7 protein-coding genes (1 of these 7 running past the window's edge) are annotated in these 21,613 nt (G+C 70.2%); 1 reads left to right on the forward strand and 6 read right to left on the reverse strand.

Going from position 1 to position 21,613, the window contains the following annotated elements; genetic code table 11:
- The 6 genes from ACQP06_RS31950 to ACQP06_RS31975 all read right to left on the reverse strand — a co-directional run.
- On the reverse strand, positions 1–17,585 hold the 5' portion of the coding sequence (locus ACQP06_RS31950; protein WP_433668584.1) for a non-ribosomal peptide synthase/polyketide synthase. The gene continues 26,503 nt to the left of window position 1, outside the view; only the first 17,585 of its 44,088 coding nucleotides appear in the window; its start codon is at positions 17,583–17,585; its stop codon lies off the left edge, out of view.
- Between the two features lie 313 nt (positions 17,586–17,898).
- The gene (cobM, locus tag ACQP06_RS31955) at positions 17,899–18,657 is read right to left on the reverse strand and encodes a precorrin-4 C(11)-methyltransferase (RefSeq protein WP_379271151.1); all 759 of its coding nucleotides are present in this window, start codon (positions 18,655–18,657) and stop codon (positions 17,899–17,901) included.
- 22 nt (positions 18,658–18,679) lie between these two features.
- On the reverse strand, positions 18,680–19,039 hold the full coding sequence (locus ACQP06_RS31960; RefSeq protein WP_433668586.1) for a DoxX family protein: 360 nt from the start codon (positions 19,037–19,039) through the stop codon (positions 18,680–18,682).
- Positions 19,036–19,644: a TetR/AcrR family transcriptional regulator gene (locus ACQP06_RS31965; RefSeq protein ID WP_433668588.1), complete on the reverse strand. Its 609-nt coding sequence runs from the start codon at positions 19,642–19,644 to the stop codon at positions 19,036–19,038. Before ACQP06_RS31965 ends, ACQP06_RS31960 begins: the two co-directional genes overlap by 4 nt.
- Before the next feature lie 50 nt (positions 19,645–19,694).
- Positions 19,695–20,120 carry a PPOX class F420-dependent oxidoreductase gene (locus tag ACQP06_RS31970; RefSeq protein WP_433668589.1) on the reverse strand — a complete coding sequence of 142 codons (426 nt, stop codon included), beginning with the start codon at positions 20,118–20,120 and terminating at the stop codon, positions 19,695–19,697.
- Positions 20,121–20,139: 19 nt separating this feature from the next.
- Complete coding sequence (locus ACQP06_RS31975; RefSeq protein WP_433668591.1) at positions 20,140–20,613, reverse strand: MarR family winged helix-turn-helix transcriptional regulator; 474 nt, start codon at positions 20,611–20,613, stop codon at positions 20,140–20,142.
- Positions 20,614–20,716: 103 nt separating this feature from the next.
- Between ACQP06_RS31975 and ACQP06_RS31980 the strand changes: the two genes are divergently transcribed.
- Positions 20,717–21,598, forward strand: a complete 882-nt coding sequence (locus ACQP06_RS31980; protein ID WP_433668593.1) for an NmrA/HSCARG family protein — start codon at positions 20,717–20,719, stop codon at positions 21,596–21,598.
- Positions 21,599–21,613: the final 15 nt, after the last annotated feature.

The raw sequence follows: 21,613 nt of genomic DNA on the forward strand, positions 1-21,613 counted from the left end.
GCCGCGGTGGCCGCGTCGAACAGATCGGTGGCGTAGGTCAGGGCCAGAGCCATGCCGGAGTCCTGCTCCGACAACGTGAACTGCAGGTCGAAGCGCGAGATGTTCTCGTCGAGGTCCAGCGTGGAGACCGTCAGACCCGGCAGCTCGATGCTGGTGCGGTCCAGGTTCTGGAAGGCCAGCATGACCTGGAACAGCGGGTTGCGGGCCTGCGAGCGCTCGGGCGCGAGCAGTTCCACCAGCCGCTCGAACGGCACGTCGGCATTGCCGAAGGCGTCGAGGTCGGTGTGCCGGACGCGATCCAGCAGGTCGGTGAACGACTCGCCGGGCTCGATGCCGGTGCGCAGCACCAGCGTGTTGACGAACATGCCGACCAGGTCGTCGAGCGCGGCCTCACCGCGACCGGCGACCGGGGTGCCGACCGCGATGTCGTCGCCGCCGGACAGGTGGGCCAGCAGCACCGCGAGGGCGCTGTGCATGACCATGAACAGTGACGAACCGCGCTGGCGGGCAACGTCTTCCAGCGCCGCGATCAGCTCGGGCGACAGCGTCCGCTGCAGGGTCGCGCCGCGGTGCGAGGCGATGGCCGGGCGCGGGCGGTCGGTGGGCAGGGCCAGCTCGTCCGGCACGCCGCCGAGCACGCGCTGCCAGTAGGCGACCTGGCGGGCCATGATCGAGGACGAATCCTCTTCCGAGCCCAGCACTTCGCGCTGCCACAGCGCGAAGTCGGCGTACTGCACGGCCAGCGGGGCCCAGCCGGGCACCGCGCCCTGGGTGCGCGCGGTGTAGGCGACCATGACGTCGCGGGCCAGCGGGGACATGGAGAAACCGTCGCCGGCGATGTGGTGCACGACCACCACGAGCACGTGCTCGGTGGCGACGGCGGTGCCGTCAATGGACTGAGTCTCACCGCCCGCGCGGAACAGGCGGGCGCGCAGCGGAACTTGTTCGGCCACATTGAAGCCCAGCGTCGCGAACGCGGTCACCGTGGCGGTGAGCTCGGCCGCCGCGACCGTGACCGGCCGCAGATCGAGGGCGATCTCCTCGGCCGGGACGACCACCTGCATGGGGGTGCCGCCGTGCTCGGGGTACTTGGTGCGCAGCGACTCGTGGCGGCGGACCACGTCGGCGACCGCGAGTTCCAGTGCGGCGGTGTCGAGTTCACCGGTGAGGCGAATCGCCAGCGGCAGGTTGTAGGCCGCCGAATGGGTGTCGTACTGGTTGAGGAACCACATGCGCTGCTGCGCGAACGACAGCGGCACCAGCTCACCCGGAATCCGGCCGCGAGCGGTCAGCTTGGCGCGCGAGGCGCCGTCGGCGTGCGATTCGATGCGGGCCGCGAGGGCCTCGACCGTGGTGGCCTCGAACAGGGTGCGCACCGCGACCGTGGTGTCCAGGGCCGCGCCGACGCGCGACACGACACGGGTGGCGATGAGCGAGTTGCCGCCCAGGTCGAAGAAGTCGTCGTCCAGGCCGACCCGCTCCAGGCCGAGCACCTCGGCGAAGACGGCGGCGACCGTCTCCTGGGTCGGGGTCTCCGGTGCGCGGAAGGCACGCGCCTGCGCGGCCGGGGCCGGGAGGGCGCGACGGTCCAGCTTGCCGTTGACGGTCAGCGGGATCCGGTCCAGCACCACGACGGCCGACGGGACCATGTAGGCGGGCAGCAGCTCGGCCGCGCCGTCGCGGACGGCGTCCACGGCGGGCGCGACACCGTCCTGCGGCACCACATAGGCGACGATGCGCTGATCACCCGGCTGGTCCTCGCGCACGATGACCGCGGTCTGCGCGACCCCGGCCTGCGCCAGCACCGCGGACTCGATCTCACCGAGCTCGATGCGGAAACCGCGGACCTTGACCTGGTCGTCGGCGCGGCCCAGGTATTCGAGCTCGCCGAAGCGGTTCCAGCGGGCCACGTCACCGGAGCGGTACAGGCGGGTGCCCGGCGCACCGAAGGGGCTGGCCACGAAGCGGGCCGCGGACAGGTCCGGGCGGCCCAGGTAGCCGCGCGCCAATTGCGCACCGGCGACGTACATCTCACCCGCGACGCCGACCGGCACCGGGTGCAGGCGGTCGTCGAGGACGTACACGCGCAGACCGGCGATGGCCCGGCCGACCACCGAACCGGTGGCGGCGGCGATGGTGTCGGCGTCGAGCACCCGCACGGACACGTGGACCGTGGTCTCGGTGATGCCGTACATGTTCACCAGGTACGGGGTGGAATCCCCGTGGCGGGCAACCCAATCCGACAGGCGGCGCAGCTCCAGCGCCTCACCGCCGAAGACGACGTAGCGCAGGGCCAGGTCCTGCTGGTCGCCGGCGGTGGCCGCGATGCGGTCGGCCTCGGCCAGCTGGTAGAACGCCGACGGCGTCTGGTTGAGGACGGTGACCTGCTCGCGGCGCAGCAGTTCCAGGAACTGCTCCGGGGAGCGCGACACGTAGTAGTCGACGACGACGAGCTTGCCGCCGTAGAGCAGCGGGCCCCACAGCTCCCACACCGAGAAGTCGAAGGCGTAGGAGTGGAACAGGGTCCACACGTCGTCGGGTCCGAAGCCGAACTCGCGATCGGTGTTCGCCATCAGGCGCACCACATTGCGGTGCGCGACCGCGACGCCCTTGGGGCGGCCGGTCGAACCGGAGGTGTAGATGACGTAGGCGACGTGGTCCGGGTGCAGCGCCGCACGGCGGTCGGCATCGGTGACGGGGCCGTCGGCCGCGTCCACGATGTTCCCGGCCTCCAGCGAGAAGCCGTCCAGGAGAACGGTGTTCAGCTCGGCCGGGAGCTCGACCTGCACGGTCGAGTCGGTGATCACGCTGGTGGGCTTCGCGTCCGAGAGCACGAAGGCGATGCGGTCGGCCGGGTAGGACGGATCGATCGGCACGTAACCCGCACCGGTCTTGATCACGGCCAGCAGCGCCACGACCAGGTCCGCGGAACGCGGCAGCAGCACCGCGACCAGCGACTCCGGACCCGCGCCCTCCCCGATCAGCCTGCGCGCCAGCACGTTCGCGCGGCGATCCAGCTCGAAGTAGGTGAGCTCCTCGTCGCCGAACCGCACCGCGACCCGCTCCGGGTGAGCGGCCACGGCCAGGTCGAACAGGCCCGAGATGGTGGCCTCGGACGCGGCGAACGGGCTCGCCAGCGCTTCGAGGGGGTTGGACAGGCGCTCGGCGGCCCCGCCCAGCGCGGCCAGCGCGGCGGCCTCGGGCGCGATGCCCGAGATGCCCTCGGCGACGGCGAGTTCGGCCTCGGCGACCGCCGCGCGCGCGGTCTCGGCCAGCTCGACGATGTCCTCGCCCGCGGAGACCCAGTACTCGGCGACGTCGTGGCGTTCGCCCTCGCCCAGCAGGTCGATGTCGCCGATCAGGGCCGACGGTTCCTCGGCGACGGCGCGCAGGATGCGGACCAGGCGCTCGGCGAAGGAGATGACGGTCTCGGCGTCGAACAGATCGGTGGCGTAGTTCCAGGACAGGCCCAGCGACCCGTCGGCGCGCTCGCTCACCGTGAGCTGCACGTCGAACTTGGCGGTGCCCGGATCGAATTCGACGACCTCGAGGGCCAGGTCGGGCAGCTCGACGGCGGCCGCGTCCTTGGCGCTCGCGGCCTCGAAGGTCAGCGCCACCTGGAACAGCGGGTGGTGCGCCTGCGACCGGACCGGGCTGAGCACGTCCACCAGCCGCTCGAACGGCACGTCGGCGTGCGCGAAGGCGGCCAGGTCGGTGCGGCGCACCTGGGCGAGCAGATCGCGGAAGGCCGCGTCCGGCCGCACCTCGCTGCGCAGCACCAGGGTGTTGACGAACATGCCGACCACGTCGTCGAGGGCGCGTTCACCGCGACCCGCGATCGGGGTGCCGATGGCGATGTCGGTGGACCGCGACAGGCGTGCGGACCAGGCCGCGAGCGCCGCGTGGACCAGCATGAACAGGGTGACGTCGTGTTCGCGGGCCACGCCGGTGAGGGCGCGGTGCAGGTCGGCGTCGATCGAGAAGTCGTGCACGCCACCGGCATTGGTGGCGACCTCGGGCCGCGGCCGGTCGGCGGGCAGCTCCAGCTGCTCGGGCAGGTCGGCCAGCTGGGTGGTCCAGTAGCCGATCTGCTGGGCGGCGATCGACTCGGGATCGGTCTCCGCGCCCAGGATCTCGCGCTGCCACAGCGTGTAGTCGGCGTACTGCACCGGCAGCGGCGACCAGGCCGGGGCCTCGCCGGTCGCGCGGGACAGGTAGGCGGCCACCACGTCACGCAGCAGCGGGCGCAGCGACGCGCCGTCCGCGCTGATGTGGTGCAGCACCAGCACGACCACGTGCTCGGTCTCGCTGAGGCTGAGCACCGTGGCACGGAACGGCAGTTCGCGGGTGACGTCGAAGAAGACGCTCGCCAGCTGGGTGATGCGCGCGGTCAGGTCGGCCGCGGTGACGGACTCGGTCCGCACCTCGAAGTCGATCTCGGACAGCGGCAGGACGCGCTGGAAGCCGTCGCCCTCGATCTCGGGGTAGACGGTGCGCAGCGACTCGTGCCGGGCCAGCACATCGCCCAGGGCGGCGGTGAAGGCGGCCGGATCGATCGCGCCGGTGAGCTTCAGCGCCACCGGGATGTTGTTGACCGCGGTGCGGTTGTCGAAGCGGTTCAGGAACCACATGCGCTGCTGCGCCAGCGACAGCGGCACCAGCTCCGGACGCTCCTGCGCGACCAGGGCGGCGCGCGCGCCGGTGCCGACGCGCGATTCCAGCTGTGCCGCCAGCGAGGCCACGGTGGAGGCCTCGAACAGCGCGCGCAGCGGGATGTCGGCGTCCAGCGCCGCGGACAGGCGCGCGATCACCTGGGTGGCGATCAGCGAGTTGCCGCCCAGCTCGAAGAAGTCGTCGTCCAGGCCGACCCGCTCCAGGCCGAGCACGTCGGCGATGGTTCCGGCGACCGTCTGCTGCACCGGGGTGGCCGGGGCGCGGAAGGTCTTGGCGGCGAAGGTCGGCGCGGGCAGCTGCTTGCGGTCCAGCTTGCCGGAGGCGTTGAGCGGGAAGGCGTCCAGCACCATGAAGGCGGCCGGGACCATGTAGGCCGGAAGCTGTTCGGACAGCACGTCCTTCACGGCGTCGACGTCGAGGTTGCCGTCGGCGGCGATCAGGTAGGCGACCAGCTGATCGCCGGTGCGCTCGTCGTGGCGGACCACGACCACGGACTGCGCGACGGCGGGCAGCGCGGTGAGCGCGGATTCGATCTCGCCGAGCTCGATGCGCAGACCGCGCAGCTTCACCTGGAAGTCGGTGCGGCCCAGGTACTCCAGCTCGCCGTGACCGGTCCAGGTGACGAGGTCACCGGTGCGGTACATGCGCGCGCCGTCGCCGAACGGGTTGGCCACGAAGCGATCCGCGGTCAGGTCGGGGCGGGCCACGTAGCCGGTGGCCAGCTGGTCACCCGCGAGATAGAGCTCACCCGCGACACCCACCGGAACCGGGTTCAGGCGCGAATCCAGCACGTACACCTGGGTGTTGAAGACCGGCGCGCCGATCGGCACCGAGGTGATGTCGGCGTCGACGACCTCGTGGAAGGTCACGTCGACCGCGGCCTCGGTGGGGCCGTACAGGTTGTGCAGACGGGCGCCGGTCAGCTGCCGCAGCTTCTGCGCGGTCGGCGCGGGCAGGCCCTCACCGGAGGCGAAGACATTGGTCAGGCTGACGCAGTCGGACGCGGCCGGCTCGGCCACGAACACCGCGAGCATGGACGGCACGAAGTGGGTGACCGTGACGCCCTCGCGGACGATGATCTCGGCCAGGTACGCCGGGTCGCGGTGGCCGTCGGGCTTGGCGACCACCAGGCGCGCGCCGACCTGCAAGGGCCAGAAGAACTCCCACACCGACACGTCGAACGTGGCCGGGGTCTTCTGCAGCACCACGTCGTAGGCGGCCAGCCCGTACTGGGCGTGCATCCACACCAGGCGGTTGACGATGGCCGCGTGGCTCACGGCCACACCCTTGGGGCGGCCGGTGGAACCGGACGTGAAGATCACGTAGGCGGTATTGCCCGGGCGCAGCGGCGAGCGGCGCTCGGCATCGGTGACCGGGCTGTCGTCGAAGGCCGACAGATCCAGCTCGTCGATCCGAACCTGGCGCGCCTCAACGCCTTCCAGGTCGTCGCCCGAAGTGAGCACGCAGACCGGCTGCGCGGTCTCGAGGATGTACTGGGTGCGCTCGGCCGGGTGATCCGGGTCCAGCGGCACGTACGCGCCACCGGCGACGGCCACGGCGTACATGCCCGCGACCAGGTCGATGGAGCGGCGCATGCCCAGCGCGACGAAGGATTCGGGTCCGACGCCCTCGGCGATCAGCCAGCGCGCCAGCTTGCGCACGCGGGCCGCGAACTCGGCATAGGACAGACTTGTCCCCTCGAACGTGACAGCCGTCGCGTCCGGGGTCAGCGCGACCTGCGCCTCGAACAGCGACACCAGCGTCGCCGCCGCGCCCTCGTCGATCTCCGGCAGCGCGGTGTCCAGCTCGAACGCGGTCTCGTTCCAGCCGACCAGCAGCTGACGGCGCTCGGTCTCGGTCAGCAGCTCGACATCGCCGACCAGCTGGGCCGGGTCCGTGGCCACGGCGGTGAGCACGGCGACGAAGCGCTGCGCGAACACACCCGCGTACTGCGCGTCGAAAAGGTCTGTGGCGTAGACGAGCTCGGCGTCCATGGCGGAGTCGCCGTCGACGACCTCGCTCAGGGTCATCTGCAGATCGAACTTGGCCGACTGCTGATCGATGGCCAGCTCGGCCACGCTCAGGCCCGGTAGCTCCAGCGAGGCACGCCCCAGGTTCTGGAACGACAGCATGACCTGGAACAGCGGGTGCCGCGCCTGCGAGCGGGCCGGGTTGAGCACCTCGACCAGGCGCTCGAACGGCACGTCCGCGTGGGCGAAGGCCTGCAGATCGCGCTCGCGCACGGTCTTCAGCAGGTCGGTGAAGCTCGCGCCGGTGTCCACCGGGGCGCGCAGCACCAGGGTGTTGACGAACATGCCGACCAGGTCGTCGAGCGCCTGCTCGCCACGGCCCGCGACCGGAATGCCGACCGCGATGTCGTCGGTGCCGCTCAGGCGGGCCAGCAGCGCGGCGAAGGCGCTGTGCACCACCATGAACCGGGTCGTGCCATGGGCCTGCGCCACCCGGTTCAGCCCGGCGATGAGCTCGCCCGGCACCTGGAACCGGTGGGTGCCCGCGTCGTAGGAGGCGACGGCCGGGCGCGGCGTGGTGGACAGGCGCAGCTCGTCCGGCAGGCCGGACAGGGTGTCGCGCCAGTAGTCGAGCTGCTCGGTGATGAGCGAGCGCGGGTCCTCTTCCGAACCCAGGGTCTCGCGCTGCCACAGCGCGTAATCCGCGTACTGCACCGGCAATTCGGTCCAGCCCGGGGTCTCGCCCTGACTGCGCGCGATGTAGGCGGTCATCAGGTCGCGGACCAGCGGCGTCATGGAGAAGCCGTCGGCGGCGATGTGGTGGGCCACCAGGACCAGCACGTGCTCGTCGGCCGCGAGGCGGTAGGCGCGCAGGCGCACCGCGGTCTCGGTGGTGACGTCGAAGCCGCGCGCGGCGAAATCGTAGACCGCGGCGAACAACTCGCCCTCGGTCACGTCCAGTACGTCCAGCTCCGGAATGGCGCGGCCGGTGGGCAGCACCTTCTGGTAGGCGACGCCCTCGTGCGACGGGTACAGGGTGCGCAGCGACTCGTGGCGCGCCATCACGTCGGCGATCGCGCCGCGCATGGCGTCGAGATCCAGTGCGCCGGTGAGCCGTACGGCCGCCGGGATGTTGTTCGCGGCCGATTCGGGATCGAACCGGTTGAGGAACCACATGCGCTGCTGCGCGAGCGACAGCGGCGGGTACTCGGGACGGGTGCGGACCGTGAGCGCCTGACGCACACCGGTTCCCGCGTGCGACTCCACCCGCGCGGCCAGCGCGGCCACGGTCGGGGCCTCGAACAGCACACGCACGCCGATCTCGGCGTTCAGCGCGGCCGCCAGGCGAGCCACCACCTGGGTGGCGACCAGCGAGTTGCCGCCCAGCTCGAAGAAGTCGTCGTCCACGCCGACGCGCTCGGCGCCGAGCAGGTCGGCGAAGATCTGCGCGATGATCTCCTCGATCGGGGTCGAGGGGGCGCGGAAACGCTTGGCCTCGAACACCGGCGCGGGCAGGGCCTTGCGGTCCAGCTTGCCGGAGGCGTTGACCGGGAAGGCGTCCAGCACCACGAGCGCGGCCGGAACCATGTAGGCGGGCAGCGAGGCGCTCAGCGCGGCCTTCACGCCGTCGACGTCGACCACGGCGTGAGGCTCGCGGACCACGTAACCCACCAGCTGGTCGCCCGCGTGCGCGTCGGTGCGGACCACCACGACGGACTGGGCGATGGTCGGCTGCGCCAGCAGCGCCGCCTCGATCTCGCCCAGCTCGATGCGCAGACCGCGCAGCTTCACCTGGAAGTCGGTGCGGCCCAGGTAGTTCAGTTCCCCGGCGGCGGTCCAGGAGACCAGGTCGCCGGTGCGGTACATCCGGTCGCCGGAGACGAACGGGTTGGCCACGAAACGGTCCGCGGACAGGTCCGGGCGGCCCAGGTAACCCCGCGCGAGCTGATCACCCGCGAGGTAGAGCTCACCCGCGACACCCGGCGCGACCGGGTGCAGGCGGGCGTCGAGGACGTAGGTCTCGGTGTTCCACACCGGGCGGCCGATCGGCACGAAGACGGTGTCGGCGTCCACGACCTCGTGGTAGGTGACGTCGACGGCCGCCTCGGTCGGGCCGTACAGGTTGTGCAGACGCGCACCGGTCAGCTCGCGCAGCTTCTGCGCGGTCGGCGCGGGCAGCGCCTCACCGGAGGCGAACACCTGCCGCAGCCGCGGTGCGGTGGCGGCGGCATCGCCGCTGTCGGTGCCGAGGGTGGCGACGAAGACCGACAGCATCGACGGCACGAAGTGCGCCGTGGTGATGCCGGTTTCCGCGATGACCTGGGCCAGATAGACCGGGTCGCGGTGGCCGTCCGGCTTGGCGACCACCAGGCGCGCACCGGTCTGCAAGGGCCAGAAGAACTCCCACACCGACACGTCGAAGGTGGCCGGGGTCTTCTGCAGCACCGCGTCGGTGGCGTCGATCGGGTACTCGTGCTGCATCCACAGCAGGCGGTTCACGATCGCGCCGTGCTCGACGGCCACGCCCTTGGGGCGGCCGGTCGAACCGGACGTGAAGATCACGTAGGCGGTGTGCTCGGACCGGATCGCCTGTCCCCGTTCGGCATCCGTGATCGGAGCGTCGGAGTAGGCGTCCAGGTTCAGGGTGTCGACTTCCAGCACCGGCACATTGCGGCCGGTCACGAAGTCGTCGCGGCCGGTGGTCAGGATGGCGACCGGGCGCGCGGTGTCGAGCACGTAGTCGATGCGCTCCATCGGCTGGTCCGGGTCCAGCGGCACGTACGCGCCACCGGCCTCCAGCACGGCGTACATGGCCACGACCAGATCCAGCGAACGCCGGATCGCCAGGGCCACCGGCGATTCCGCGGTGACGCCCTGCGCGATGAGCTTGCGGGCCAGCTTGTGCACCCGCGCCGCGAACTCGGCGTAGGACAGAACTGTCCCCTCGAATTCCACGGCAGGCGCATCAGGGCTGGTCAGAGCCTGGGCTTCGAACAGCGAGACCAGCGTCGCCGCCTCGCCTTCGGGCAGCGCGGGCAGCACCGAGGCCAGGTTGAACGCGGTGTCGTTCCAGCCGTCAAGCACCTGGTCGCGCTCGCCGGTGACCAGCACGTCGATATCGCCGAGCGGGCGATCCGGGTGCTCGATGACAGCGGCCAGGATCAGATCCAGTCGCCGCGCGAACGCCTCGATGGTGGGCTCGTCGAACAGGTCCAGCGCGTAGGAGATCTCGGCCGACATGCCGGCGTGCTCGCCGTGGTCGTCCTGCGCCTCCTGCAGGGTCAGCTGCAGGTCGAACTTGGCCAGGCGGGCGTCGTAGTCGATGCCGTTGACCGAGAGGCCGGGCAGTTCCAGGCTGGCCTGCCGGGTGTTCTGGAAGGTCAGCATGACCTGGAACAGCGGGTGGCGGGCCTGCGAACGGGCCGGGTTGATGACCTCGACCAGGCGCTCGAACGGCACGTCCGCGTGCGCGAAGGCGTGCAGGTCGGTGTCGCGGGACCGGGCCAGCAGGTCGGCGAAGGTCTCCGAGCCGTCCACCTCGGTGCGCAGCACCAGGGTGTTGACGAACATGCCGATCAGGTCGTCGAGCGCGGCCTCACCGCGGCCGTGCACCGGGGTGCCGATCGCGATGTCGGAGGTGCCCGACAGGCGGGCCAGCAGCACCGCCAGCGCCGAGTGCATGACCATGAACAGCGAGGCGTTGTGCCGGCGGCCCAGATCCACCAGCGCCTGCTGGGTTTCGGCGGAGATGGCGAACGGGTAGGTGCCGCCCTGGTAGCTGGCCACGGCCGGACGCTGCCGGTCGGAGGGCAGCACCAGTTCGTCGGGCAGGTCGGCCAGGGCCTCGGTCCAGTAGCGGATCTGCTTGGAGATCAGCGCGTCCGGATCGTCCTCGGAGCCGAGCACCTCGCGCTGCCAGAGCGCGTAATCGGCGTACTGCACCGGCAGTTCCGCCCAGGCCGGGGCCTCCCACGAGGTGCGGGCCGCGTAGGCCACCATCACGTCGCGGGCCAGCGGGCCCATGGACCAGCCGTCGGCGCTGATGTGGTGGACCACCATGCCGAGGATGTACTCGGTGTCGCTGATCTCGAAAAGCGCCGCGTGCAAAGGCACTTCGCCGGTGACGTCGAAGGCCATGGTGGCCAGCTCGACCAGGTGGTCGATCAGGTTGGACTCGGTGACCGGTACCGGGGTCAGGTCCGGCACGATCTGCGCGGCGTCCAGCACCCGCTGCACCGGGCCGTGCGCGGTCTCCGGGAAGACCGTGCGCAGCGACTCGTGGCGGTCGATGACGTCGATGACCGCGACCTGCAGCGCCGCGATGTCCAGCTCACCGGAGAGCCGGATGGCGACGGGGATGTTGTTGACCGCCGAGGCGGTGTCGAAGCGGTTGAGGAACCACATGCGCTGCTGCGCAAGCGAAAGCGGAACCTCGTTCGGCCGCTCGCGAGCGACCAGCGCCTTGCGGCCGCCGTCGCCGACATGCGATTCCACCCGGGCCGCGAGGGCCTCCACAGTGGCCGCCTCGAACAGCATGCGCACCGGCACGCGGGTGTCGAGGGCGGTGCCCAGGCGGGTCGCCACCTGGGTCGCGATCAGCGAGTTGCCACCCAGCTCGAAGAAGTCGTCGTCGACGCCGACGCGGACGATGCCCAGCACCTCGCCGAAGATCTGGGCGATGATCTCCTCGATCGGCGTTGTCGGAGCGCGGAATTCGCGCACCTCGAACCGCGGCGTCGGCAGTGCCTTGCGATCCAGCTTGCCGGAGGCGTTCAGCGGGAACGCGTCCAGCACCATGATCGAGCCCGGCACCATGTACGCGGGCAGGGTGCGCTGCAACGAGGTCTTGACCCCGTCCAGGTCCACCGGGCCGCCGGCCACGATGTAGGCGACCAGTTGATCGCCGGCCACGGTGTCGATGACCAGCACCACGGCCTGCTGCACCTTGGGGTGGTCCAGCAGCGCGGTCTCGATCTCGCCGAGCTCGATGCGCTGACCGCGGAACTTCACCTGGAAGTCGGTGCGGCCGATGTAGTCGATGACGCCCGGGTCGTTCTGGTTCCAGCGCACCAGGTCACCGGTGCGGTAGAGCCGCGAACCCGGCTCGCCGTAGGGGTTGGCGACGAAACGCTCGGCCGAAAGGTCCGGACGGCCGAAGTAGCCACGCGCCACCTGCACACCGCCGAGGTACAGCTCACCCGGGACGCCCGCGGGCACCGGGCGCAGGCCCTCGTCGAGCACGTAGGTCTGCGCGTTCCACACCGGGCGGCCGATCGGCACCGAGGTGACCACCGGCGCGTCGATGGCGGCGGCGGTGGCGTGCACGGTGAACTCGGTCGGGCCGTACAGGTTGTGCACGGCCGCGGTGGAGAAGCGGCGGAACGCGGTCACGGTGGCCGGCGGCAGCGCCTCACCGGCGACCAGCACCGCACGCAGGGACAGGCATTCGGACGCCGAGGCCGTGGAGGCGAACACGCTCAGCATGGACGGCACGAACGAGGTCATGGTGACCCGGTGGCGTCCGATGACCTCCGAGAGGTACATCGGGTCGCGGTGGCCGTCCGGCGCGGCGATGACCTGCTGCGCGCCGACCGCCAGCGAACCGAACAGCTCCCATACCGACACGTCGAAGGTGACCGGCGTCTTCTGCAGGATCACATCGGTGTCGTCGATGCCGTATTCGGCGGTGATCCAGGCGATCTGGTTGAGCACCGCGGCGTGCGGGATGGCCACGCCCTTGGGGCGGCCGGTCGAGCCGGAGGTGAACAGCACGTAGGCGGCATTGTCCGGCCGCAGCGGCGCGAGCCGGTCCGCGTCGGTGACCGGGGCGTCGCCGTACTCGTCGAGGTCCAGCGAATCCAGTTGCAGCACCGGGCAATCCGAGGATTCCACGGCGTCGTCGACGGTGGTGAGCAGCACCACCGGCTCGGCGGTGCGCAGCACGTAGTCGGTGCGCTCGGCCGGGTGGTCCGGATCGATCGGCACGTAGCCGCCACCCGCGGTGAGGGTGGCGTAGATGGCGATCAGCATGTCCACCGAGCGGCGGATGCCCACCGCCACCAGGGACTCCGGACCGACGCCGGTGTCGACGAGCTTGCGCGCCAGGCGGTTCACCCGGGCCGAGAACTCGGCGTAGGTCAGCTCCTCGGCGGGGCCGAACATGCTGCCGCTGCGCTCGCCCGGATCGAAGATCAGGGCGGTGGCGTCCGGGCGGATCCGGACCTGCTGCTCGAACAAATCCAGAACGGTTGCCGCGCCGCGCAGTTCGCGGGCGGTGTGGTTCCAGGCGTGCAGGACGGTCTCGCGCTCACCGGCGTCGAGGACGTCGATGTCGCGGACCACGGTGTCCGGGGCGGCCACGGCGGTCTCGAGCACGCGCAGGTAGCGCTGCCCGAACTCGGCGACGGTCGACGCGTCGAACAGGTCGGTGGCGTAGGACAGGATCACCGACAGCCCGGCGGGCTCGCCGCCCAGGCCGCGCTGCTCGGTCAGGGTCCACTGCAGGTCGAACTTGGCGATGTCGACCTCGAGCTCGTCCGCGGAGACGGTGAGGCCGGGCAGCTCCATGGAGCCGTGCGACATCTCCTGGAATGACAGCATGACCTGGAACAGCGGGTGCCGGGCCTGCGAACGGGTCGGGTTGAGCACCTCGACCAGTCGCTCGAACGGGACATCGGTATTGGCGAAGGCCGCCAGGTCGGTCTCCCGGGTGCGGGCCAGGAAATCGGTGAAGCGTTCCGCCCCATCCACTTCCGAGCGCAGCACCAGGGTGTTGACGAACATGCCGATCAGGTCGTCGAGCGCCTGCTCACCGCGACCGGCGACCGGGGTGCCGATGGCGATGTCGCTGGTGCCCGACAGGCGGGCCAGCAGCACGGCCAGCGCGCTGTGCATGACCATGAACAGCGAGACGCCCTGGGCGCGAGCCAATCCCGCGAGCCGGACGTGCAGCTCGGCCGGGATCTCGAAGGTGACGCGGGAGCCGTGGAAGCTCTGCACCGGCGGCCGCGGGCGATCCGCGGGCAGGTCCAGCTGATCCGGCAGCCCGGCCAGGGCCGTGCGCCAGTAGTCGTTCTGGCGCGCGGCCATGGAGTCGGCGTCGGATTCCGAGCCGAGCACCTCTCGCTGCCACAGGCTGAAGTCCTGGTACTGCACCGGCAGCGGCGCCCACGCGGGCTCCTGACCGGCGACCCGGGCCAGGTAGGCGGCGGTCATGTCGCGCGAGAGCGGACCGAACGAGAAACCGTCGGCCGCGATGTGGTGCACCACGAACGCGACCGCGAGATCCACTTCGTTGTCGTCGGCGACGGCATGACGGCCGGTCTCGGCCCCGGCGGCGACCCGGTACACGCGTACCCGGATCGGCAGCTGAGTGGAGACGTCGAAGCCCGCGGACGCGAACTGCGCCAGCGCGGAGCGCAATTCGGCCTCGGCGAGGTCGTGCACCTCGATGCCGAGATCCACCTCGTCCATGGGCAGCACCTGCTGGAAGCCGCCGTCCCCGGACTCCGGGAAGATGGTGCGCAGCGACTCCTGGCGCGCCACCACGTCGGTCAGCGCCAGCTGCAGCGCCTCGATGTCGACCTGTCCGCGCAACCGCACCACGAACGGCAGGTTGTAGGTCGGGACGTTCGGGTCGAACTGGTTGAGGAACCACATGCGCTGCTGCGCCAGCGACAGCGGCACCCGCTCCGGACGCTCCCGCGCCACCAGCGGCGCCCGCGAGACATCCGCGGGCCCAGCGGCTTCCACGCGCGCGGCCAGCCCGGCCACGGTCGGGGTCTCGAACAGCGCGCGCACACCCAGGCGGGTGCTGAACGCGGCCGAGATGCGGGCCACCACCTGGGTGGCGACCAGCGAGTTGCCGCCCAGATCGAAGAAGTTGTCGTCCACGCCGACCCGGTCGTGACCGAGCACGTCGGCGAACACGCCCGCCACGATCTCCTCGGCGGCGGTGCGCGGGGCGCGGTATCCGGCGGCGTCGGCGCTGAACACCGGCTCCGGCAGGCCCTTGCGGTCCAGCTTGCCGGAGGTGTTGAGCGGGAACGCCTCCAGCACCATGATCGAGGCTGGGACCATGTAGGTCGGCAGCTTCTCGGCGGCGAAGCGGGTCAGCTCGGCCGGGTCGATGCTCTGGCCCGGAACCGGCACTACGTAGGCGACCAGCTGCTGACCGGTGGCGGTGTCCATCACCAGCACGGCGGCCTGGCTGACCGACGGGTGGGCCAGCAGGTCGGTCTCGATCTCGCCGAGCTCGATGCGCTGACCGCGGAACTTCACCTGGAAGTCGGTGCGGCCGATGTACTCCAGCGCACCGACGGTACCCGATTTGTCGCTCGCGACGAGGTTCCAGCGCACCAGGTCACCGGTGCGGTACATGCGTTCGCCGGTGAGCGACAACGGATTCGCGACGAAGCGGTCCGAGGTCAGGTCCGGGCGGCCCTTGTAGCCGCGCGCCAGCTGGCGGCCCGCCAGATAGAGCTCACCCGCGGCGCCGATGGCGGCCGGTCGCAGATGCGAATCCAGTACGTAGACTTCGACATTCCACTCGGGTACACCGATCGGCACCGTGACGGTGTCGGCGGCGGTGTTCTCCCAGTAGGTGACCGAGACCGCGGCCTCGGTGGGGCCGTACAGGTTGTGCAGGCCGGCCGAGGTGATCTCGCGGAAGCCCGCGCCGGTCTCCGGCGGCAGCGCCTCACCGATCACGAAGACGTACTTCAGCGTGGCGCACTGGGCGCGGGTGGCGTGCGCGACGAACACCGTCAGCATGGACGGCACGAAGTCCGTGACCGTGACGCCGTGGCGCTCGATCATCTCCGCCACGTACAACGGATCGCGGTGACCGTCCGGGGTGGCCACGATCAGCTTCGCGCCGACCAGCAGCGGCATGAAGTAGCCCCACAGCGACACGTCGAAGGTGGTGGCCGTCTTCTGCAGGTACACATCGTCTTCGGTCATCGGATACTCGTCGAGCATCCACAGTTCCTGGTTGACGATGGCATGGTGGGTGACCGCGACGCCCTTGGGGCGGCCGGTCGAACCCGAGGTGTAGATGACGTAGGCGGTGTTGTCCGGGCGCAGCGGCGCGCGGCGGTCCGCGTCGGTCACCGGCTCGGCGGAGTACGCCGACACGTCGAGGGTGTCGATCTCCAAGCGCCGCACCGACTCCGGCAGCTCGAGCTCGTCGCGGGCGGTGGTCAGCACGCAGACCGGTGCCGCGGACTCCAGGATGTAGGCGGTGCGGTCGGCCGGATGATCGGGGTCGATCGGCACGTACGCGCCACCGGCGCGCAGCACCGCGTGCATGCCCACGACCAGCTCCAGCGAACGCCGCATGCCCAGGGCCACCAGCGATTCCGGGCCGACGCCGTCCTCGATCAGGAAGCGGGCCAGGCGGTTGACCCGCTCGCCGAACTCGGCGTAGGTGAGCTGCTCGCCCTCGAACTCGACGGCCACATTGTCCGGGGTCAGCGGAATCTGCTTGTCCAGCAACGCCGGCAGCGTGGTGACCGGCACCTCGTGCGCGGCGGAGTTCCACTCCACCAGGGTGCGGGTGCGCTCGGCCGCGGTGGTGATGGGCAGGCCCCACACCGGCTGCGCCGCCTCGGCCGCCAGGAAGCGGTCGAAGAACTCCAGGAAACGCGCGTGGTGACTGCGGGTCTCCTGGTCGGAGTACAGGTTCGGGTTGGTCTCGAAGTCGATGTGGTTCCGGGTGCCCTTCACCGACTGGTAGAAGTTGACGCCCAGGTCCTCGATGGAACCGGTGGACAGCACGCTGTACTCACCGGTGATGTCGCCGAGCACGACCTCGTTGTGGAACAACATGATGTTGACCCACGGGCCGAAGAACTGCGACCCGACCTCGCCACCGGAGAAATCGCCGGAAGAACTGTCGCGCTTGATGTCCTCGGCGCGGTAGCGCTGGTGACGCAGGGCGCCCGAGACGGCCACCGTCACCTGGCCGAGCAGATCGGTGACCGTGGAGTCGTGGCCGACCTTCAGGCGCAGCGGCACGATGTTCGAGGCAGCGCCACCGGAGCGGCGCATGATCGCGGTGGTGCGCGCGGTCACCGGGAGGCTGAGGACGACGTCCTGACTGCCGGTCCACTGCGCGAGGTAGGCGGCGAAACCGGCGATGAGCAGACCCGCGGGCGAGGACTCGTGGCGGGCCACGGCCTGATCCAGCAGTGAGGTCTGGCCCTCGGTGAGCGCGGCCGTGGCGATCCGATTGATCGCCGCCGGCGGCGCGGAACGTCCGGCCAGGCTGGTGCCGTCCTCGACACCGGCGATCCGCTCGGCCCAGTACTCCTTGTCGGACTTGAAGCGGCTCGAGTCGCGGTAGGCGAACTCCTGCTCGACCAGGGTGGGCAGGTCGGTCAGCTTGTGCGGCGGGGGCTCGACGCCATTGACGAACGCGGTGTAGACCTCGGCGACCCGGGTCATGTAGGTCACCGCGCCGAGACCGTCCAGCACGATGTGGTGGATGCGCGCATACCAGTAGTAATGGCCGTCGGCCAGTTTCAGCATGCAGGTGCGGATGAGGCGGTCGCGGGTGAGTTCCAGGGGCGCGCTGTAGTCGGCGCGCATCCAGGCGTGGGCGGCGGCGGCCGGATCGGCCTCGGCGCTCAGATCGACGTGGTAGATGGTGCGGTCCAGCGAGTGGTCCACCATCTGCATGGGCTCGCCGTCACGCTCGACGATGCGCAGGAAGCCGGAACCGAACTCCTCCGAGCCGCGCACCATGGCGGCCTCGAGCAGCGCCATGTCGAGTTCCCCGCGCAGCTCGACGTACTGGGCGATATTGATCGGAACCTGCGGGTCCAGGTGCTGGGCATACCAGATGCCGAGCTGCGCCGGCGACAGCGGGAAAAGTTCGCCCGATCCCGGTGCGATTTCGCTGCCAGCTTCGCCGATGCCGCCGAAATCCAGCCGGTCCAACCCAAACCTCGCTTCCGGAACACCACGACCGCAGCGTTCCCCGCCGAAAAACCCGAACAGGACGCCACCGCTGCGGTCAGCGTGACGTCCGGCGTTCGGGGCTTACTTCACCGTCTTGTTTTTGTTGTCGAGACTCCCTGGGAGGTATCCCCCCAGCTGGCCGATCTTGTTACATGGGCGCGACCACACCCACCGGCCAACGCCGGGTCACAGTCGTGATTCTGGTGACGGACACTCGGTCCAATCTACCGGCAGCGCGCAAGCGGGAATCCGAAAGGGCCATAGCCGTCGGCTATCTTCCCATTTCACTGTTTCAGCCAGTGATATGCGACCTATCGCGACCAGGGTCGTACAGGTGAGACTGCGCGCAATCGATACTTTCGGCCAGTGCCCGGCCCACCAGAATGACCGCGGCCTGCCGCAGCCCGGCTGCCTCCACACGGTCCGCGATGTCGGCCAAGGTTCCACGGAGAACCTGCTGCTCGGGCTGGGTCGCCCGGTACACCACGGCCACCGGGCAGGCACTGCCGTAGTCGGCGGTCAGCTCCTGCGCGAGGGCGCGGATCCGGGTGATGGCCAGGTGCAGCACCAGCGTGGCCCGGGTGCGGGCGAAATTGGCCAGCGCCTCCGAATCGGGCATAGCCGTCGAGCGCGCGTGTGTCCGAGTCAACACCACCGACTGCACCTGTTCGGGCACAGTCAGTTCCGCCCCGAGCAGGGCCGCGGCGGCGGCGTACGCGGGCACCCCGGGCGTCACGTCCCACGGGATCCCCAGCGCGTCGAGTCGCCGCTTCTGTTCGGTGAGGGCCGAATATATGGAGGGATCGCCCGAGCACAGCCGCGCGACCTCTTTGCCCTCGGCGTGCGCCCGCGCGCAGTGCGCCACGATCTCGTCCAGATCCAGCTTCTGGGTATCGATCAGCTCGGCGTCGGGCGCGCAGTACGCCAGCACTTCCGGGTCCAGATACGTCCCCGCGTACAGGCACACCGGGGATCGGCGCAGCAGTTCGACCGCGCGCACGGTCAGCAGATCCGCCGCCCCGGGCCCGGCCCCGATGAAGTGCACTGTCATCGGGCGAGTCTCGCACACCCGCTCAGGCGAACCGTCCGACCGCCACCAGCACCGCCACCACGAACAGCACCACGTTCGACAGCGACCGCCCATACTCCCCGCGTCGCACGTGGGTCACGAACCCGCCGACCATCACCAGGGCCAGACCCACCGCGGCGATCGGCGTCAGCACCTTCGCGATCCCCGTGGCCCACGGCAGCACCACCCCCAGGCCGCCCAGGATCTCCACGATCCCGATCCCCCGCACCGCGTTCTGCGACAGGTCGTCCACCCAGGGCATTCCGCCGCGCAGCTTGTCCTTCTCGATCGCCGCCTTCGCGACGCCCCCGAGCACGAACGACGCCGCGAGCACGATCTGCCCGATCCACAGCCAGGTGTTCATTGGTCCTTCTCCTTGTCGTACATCCAGCTCGCGGCAACGGAATCCGCGACCCGGTCGATCAGTGCCCGATCGCCCTGCCCACCGAGCATGGTGAGCCAGAGGAAGACCGGTCCCGCGAATTGCGCGTGCGCCCAATCCAAGTCGGGCACACGGGCCAGATCCCCGCGCTCGACCGCCCGCTCGGCGACCGCCCGGATGAGCTCACGCTCGGGCAGCAGGCAGACGTCCTCGAACACGGTCTGCAGAGTTCCGTCGCGCATCAGATCCGCCATGAGCTCGGGCAGCACCGCCCGCACCCGCGGATTCCCCATGCGTTCGACGAAGTCCGCCGCGACCTCGTGCAGATCACCGCGCAGACCGCCGGTGTCGCGGTACTCGCGCGGCCGCAGGTCCCCGATCAGATGATGCAGTGCGAGCGCGGCTTTCGACGGCCAGCGCCGGTACAGCGCGGCCTTGCCCACCCCGGCCCGGGTCGCCACGTCCTGCACGCGCAGGCCGGCGTAGCCCACCTCGGCGAGCAGGGCGACGGTCGCCTCGCGAACGGCCAGATCGGTCTCGGCCGACAGCGGCCGGCCCGGCCGCGGACCCTCGGATACGGAACTCACGGTTCCGAATCTAACACATAACGGAACTCACGGTTCCATAATCGGAGATTTCAGCCGCTGACCTCGAAATCGGCGAGGACCTTGGTGGGGAAGAGCCGGACGACGAGCTCACCGGGGACGCCGTTGCGCTTGCCGAACTCCTCGGCGCTGTCCGCGCCCATGTAGCGGGCGGCGATATCGGTGGCGGTGCGGATCAGGTCGTCGGGATCCTCGGAGACCTCGGTCACGCCCTGCACCTGAACGAAAGAGTATGGGGGCTCGGATACGTCGACACAGAGGGTGACGCGGCCGTCGCGCAGGATCGAGCGGCCCTTGGCGGTGTCCTTGCCGGTATTGAAGACGATGTGGTCGCCCTCGACGATGAACCAGATCGGGGCGATCAGGGGACGGCCGTCGGCGGCCACGAAGGCCAGCTTGCCGGTGCGGGTGCCCGCGCTCAGAAACTCGCGTACTCGGGAATCGGAGAGTGAGGCCATAGCGGACACCGTACGACGCTCAGCCGCGCGCGCCCCGGAGGCGGGCGATCTGGGTTTTGCTGAGCTCCTGAGCCTTTCGCATGTGCGCGATGATCGCCTCGAGTTCGGCGTCGGTGTGGTCGCTCAGCATGGCCTCCCAGCCCTCGCCCAGGTCGTCCCAGGTCGCGGTGATGCGGGCGACCGCCTCGGGGACCGGGGTGACCAGCACCCGGCGGCGGTCCTCGGGATCGGCTTCGCGGGTGACATAGCCGCCGCGTTCCATACGGTCGACCAGGCGGGTGGCGGAACCCGTGGTCAACCCGGTCATGTCGGCGATCTGCTTGACCGTCAGCGGCTGCGATTCCGCGGTGAGCAGGCTCAGGCATTGCAGGTCGGTGGGATGCAGTCCGAGCTTGTCCGCGATGGCCTGGTTGAACAGCGTGTACGCGGCCATGTACCGGCGCGATTCGCCGGAGAGCTCGTCGTACAACGCCCGGCGACGCTGGGATGTCATCTGGATCACACTCCTCATTAGCTGCGCGACGCAGCAATCTCCGATAGATTGCTGCATGGCGCAGTTAATGCGCCGCACAGCAGATAATACCCCTGGAGGAACCATGCTCACCATCGCGGTCACCGGCGCCACCGGCGCCCAGGGCGGAGCCACCGCCCGCGCCCTGCTCGATCGGGGCCACCACGTCCGCGCCCTCACCCGCTTCCCCGACTCCCCCGCCGCCGAGCGGCTGCGCGCGCTCGGCGCGGAGATCCGCCGGGCCGACTTCGACGATCGCGCATCGCTGGATGCCGCACTCGCCGGGGCGGATTCGCTGTTCGCGGTCACCACCCCGTTCGACACCGACACCACCGTCGAGGTCCGGCACGGCGAGAACCTCGTCGAGGCCGCTGTCGCCGCTCACCTCGGCCACATCGTCTTCACCTCCGTCGCGCACGCCGACCGCGAAACCGGTGTGCCACACTACGAGAGCAAGTTCGCGGTCGAGCGCCGGCTGACCGCCTCGGGCGTGCCGTGGACCGTCATCGCTCCGGCCGCCTTCATGGACAACTACGCCACCGGCTGGACCCTGGACGGCCTGCGCGAGCAGACGTTCTCCTGGCCGATGCCCACCGAGCAGCCGTTGACCCTGATCTGTGCCACCGATATCGGTGCGTTCGCGGCCCTCGCCCTGGACCGCCGCGCCGAATTCGCCGGTCGCCGTATCGATATCGCGGCGGACGAGCTCACGCCCGCGCGGATCGCCGCGACCCTGGCCGCCGCCATCGGCGCGCCGATCGCGCACCGGGAGGTCCCGCTCGCGTACGTGCGCTCCCGTTCCACCGATCTGGCCGCCATGTTCGAGTACTTCTCGACCGTCGGTCTCGATGTCGATGTCGCCGGTCTGCGCCGCGACTACCCCGAGATCGCCTGGCATTCCTTCGCCGACTGGGCGTCGACCCAGGATTGGCCCGCGCTGCTGGCCGCCGCGCCTGCCGCCCACTGAGTTCGGCGGTTCCGC

It is taken from the genome of Nocardia sp. CA-136227, assembly GCF_050955695.1.
Lineage (GTDB): Bacteria > Actinomycetota > Actinomycetes > Mycobacteriales > Mycobacteriaceae > Nocardia.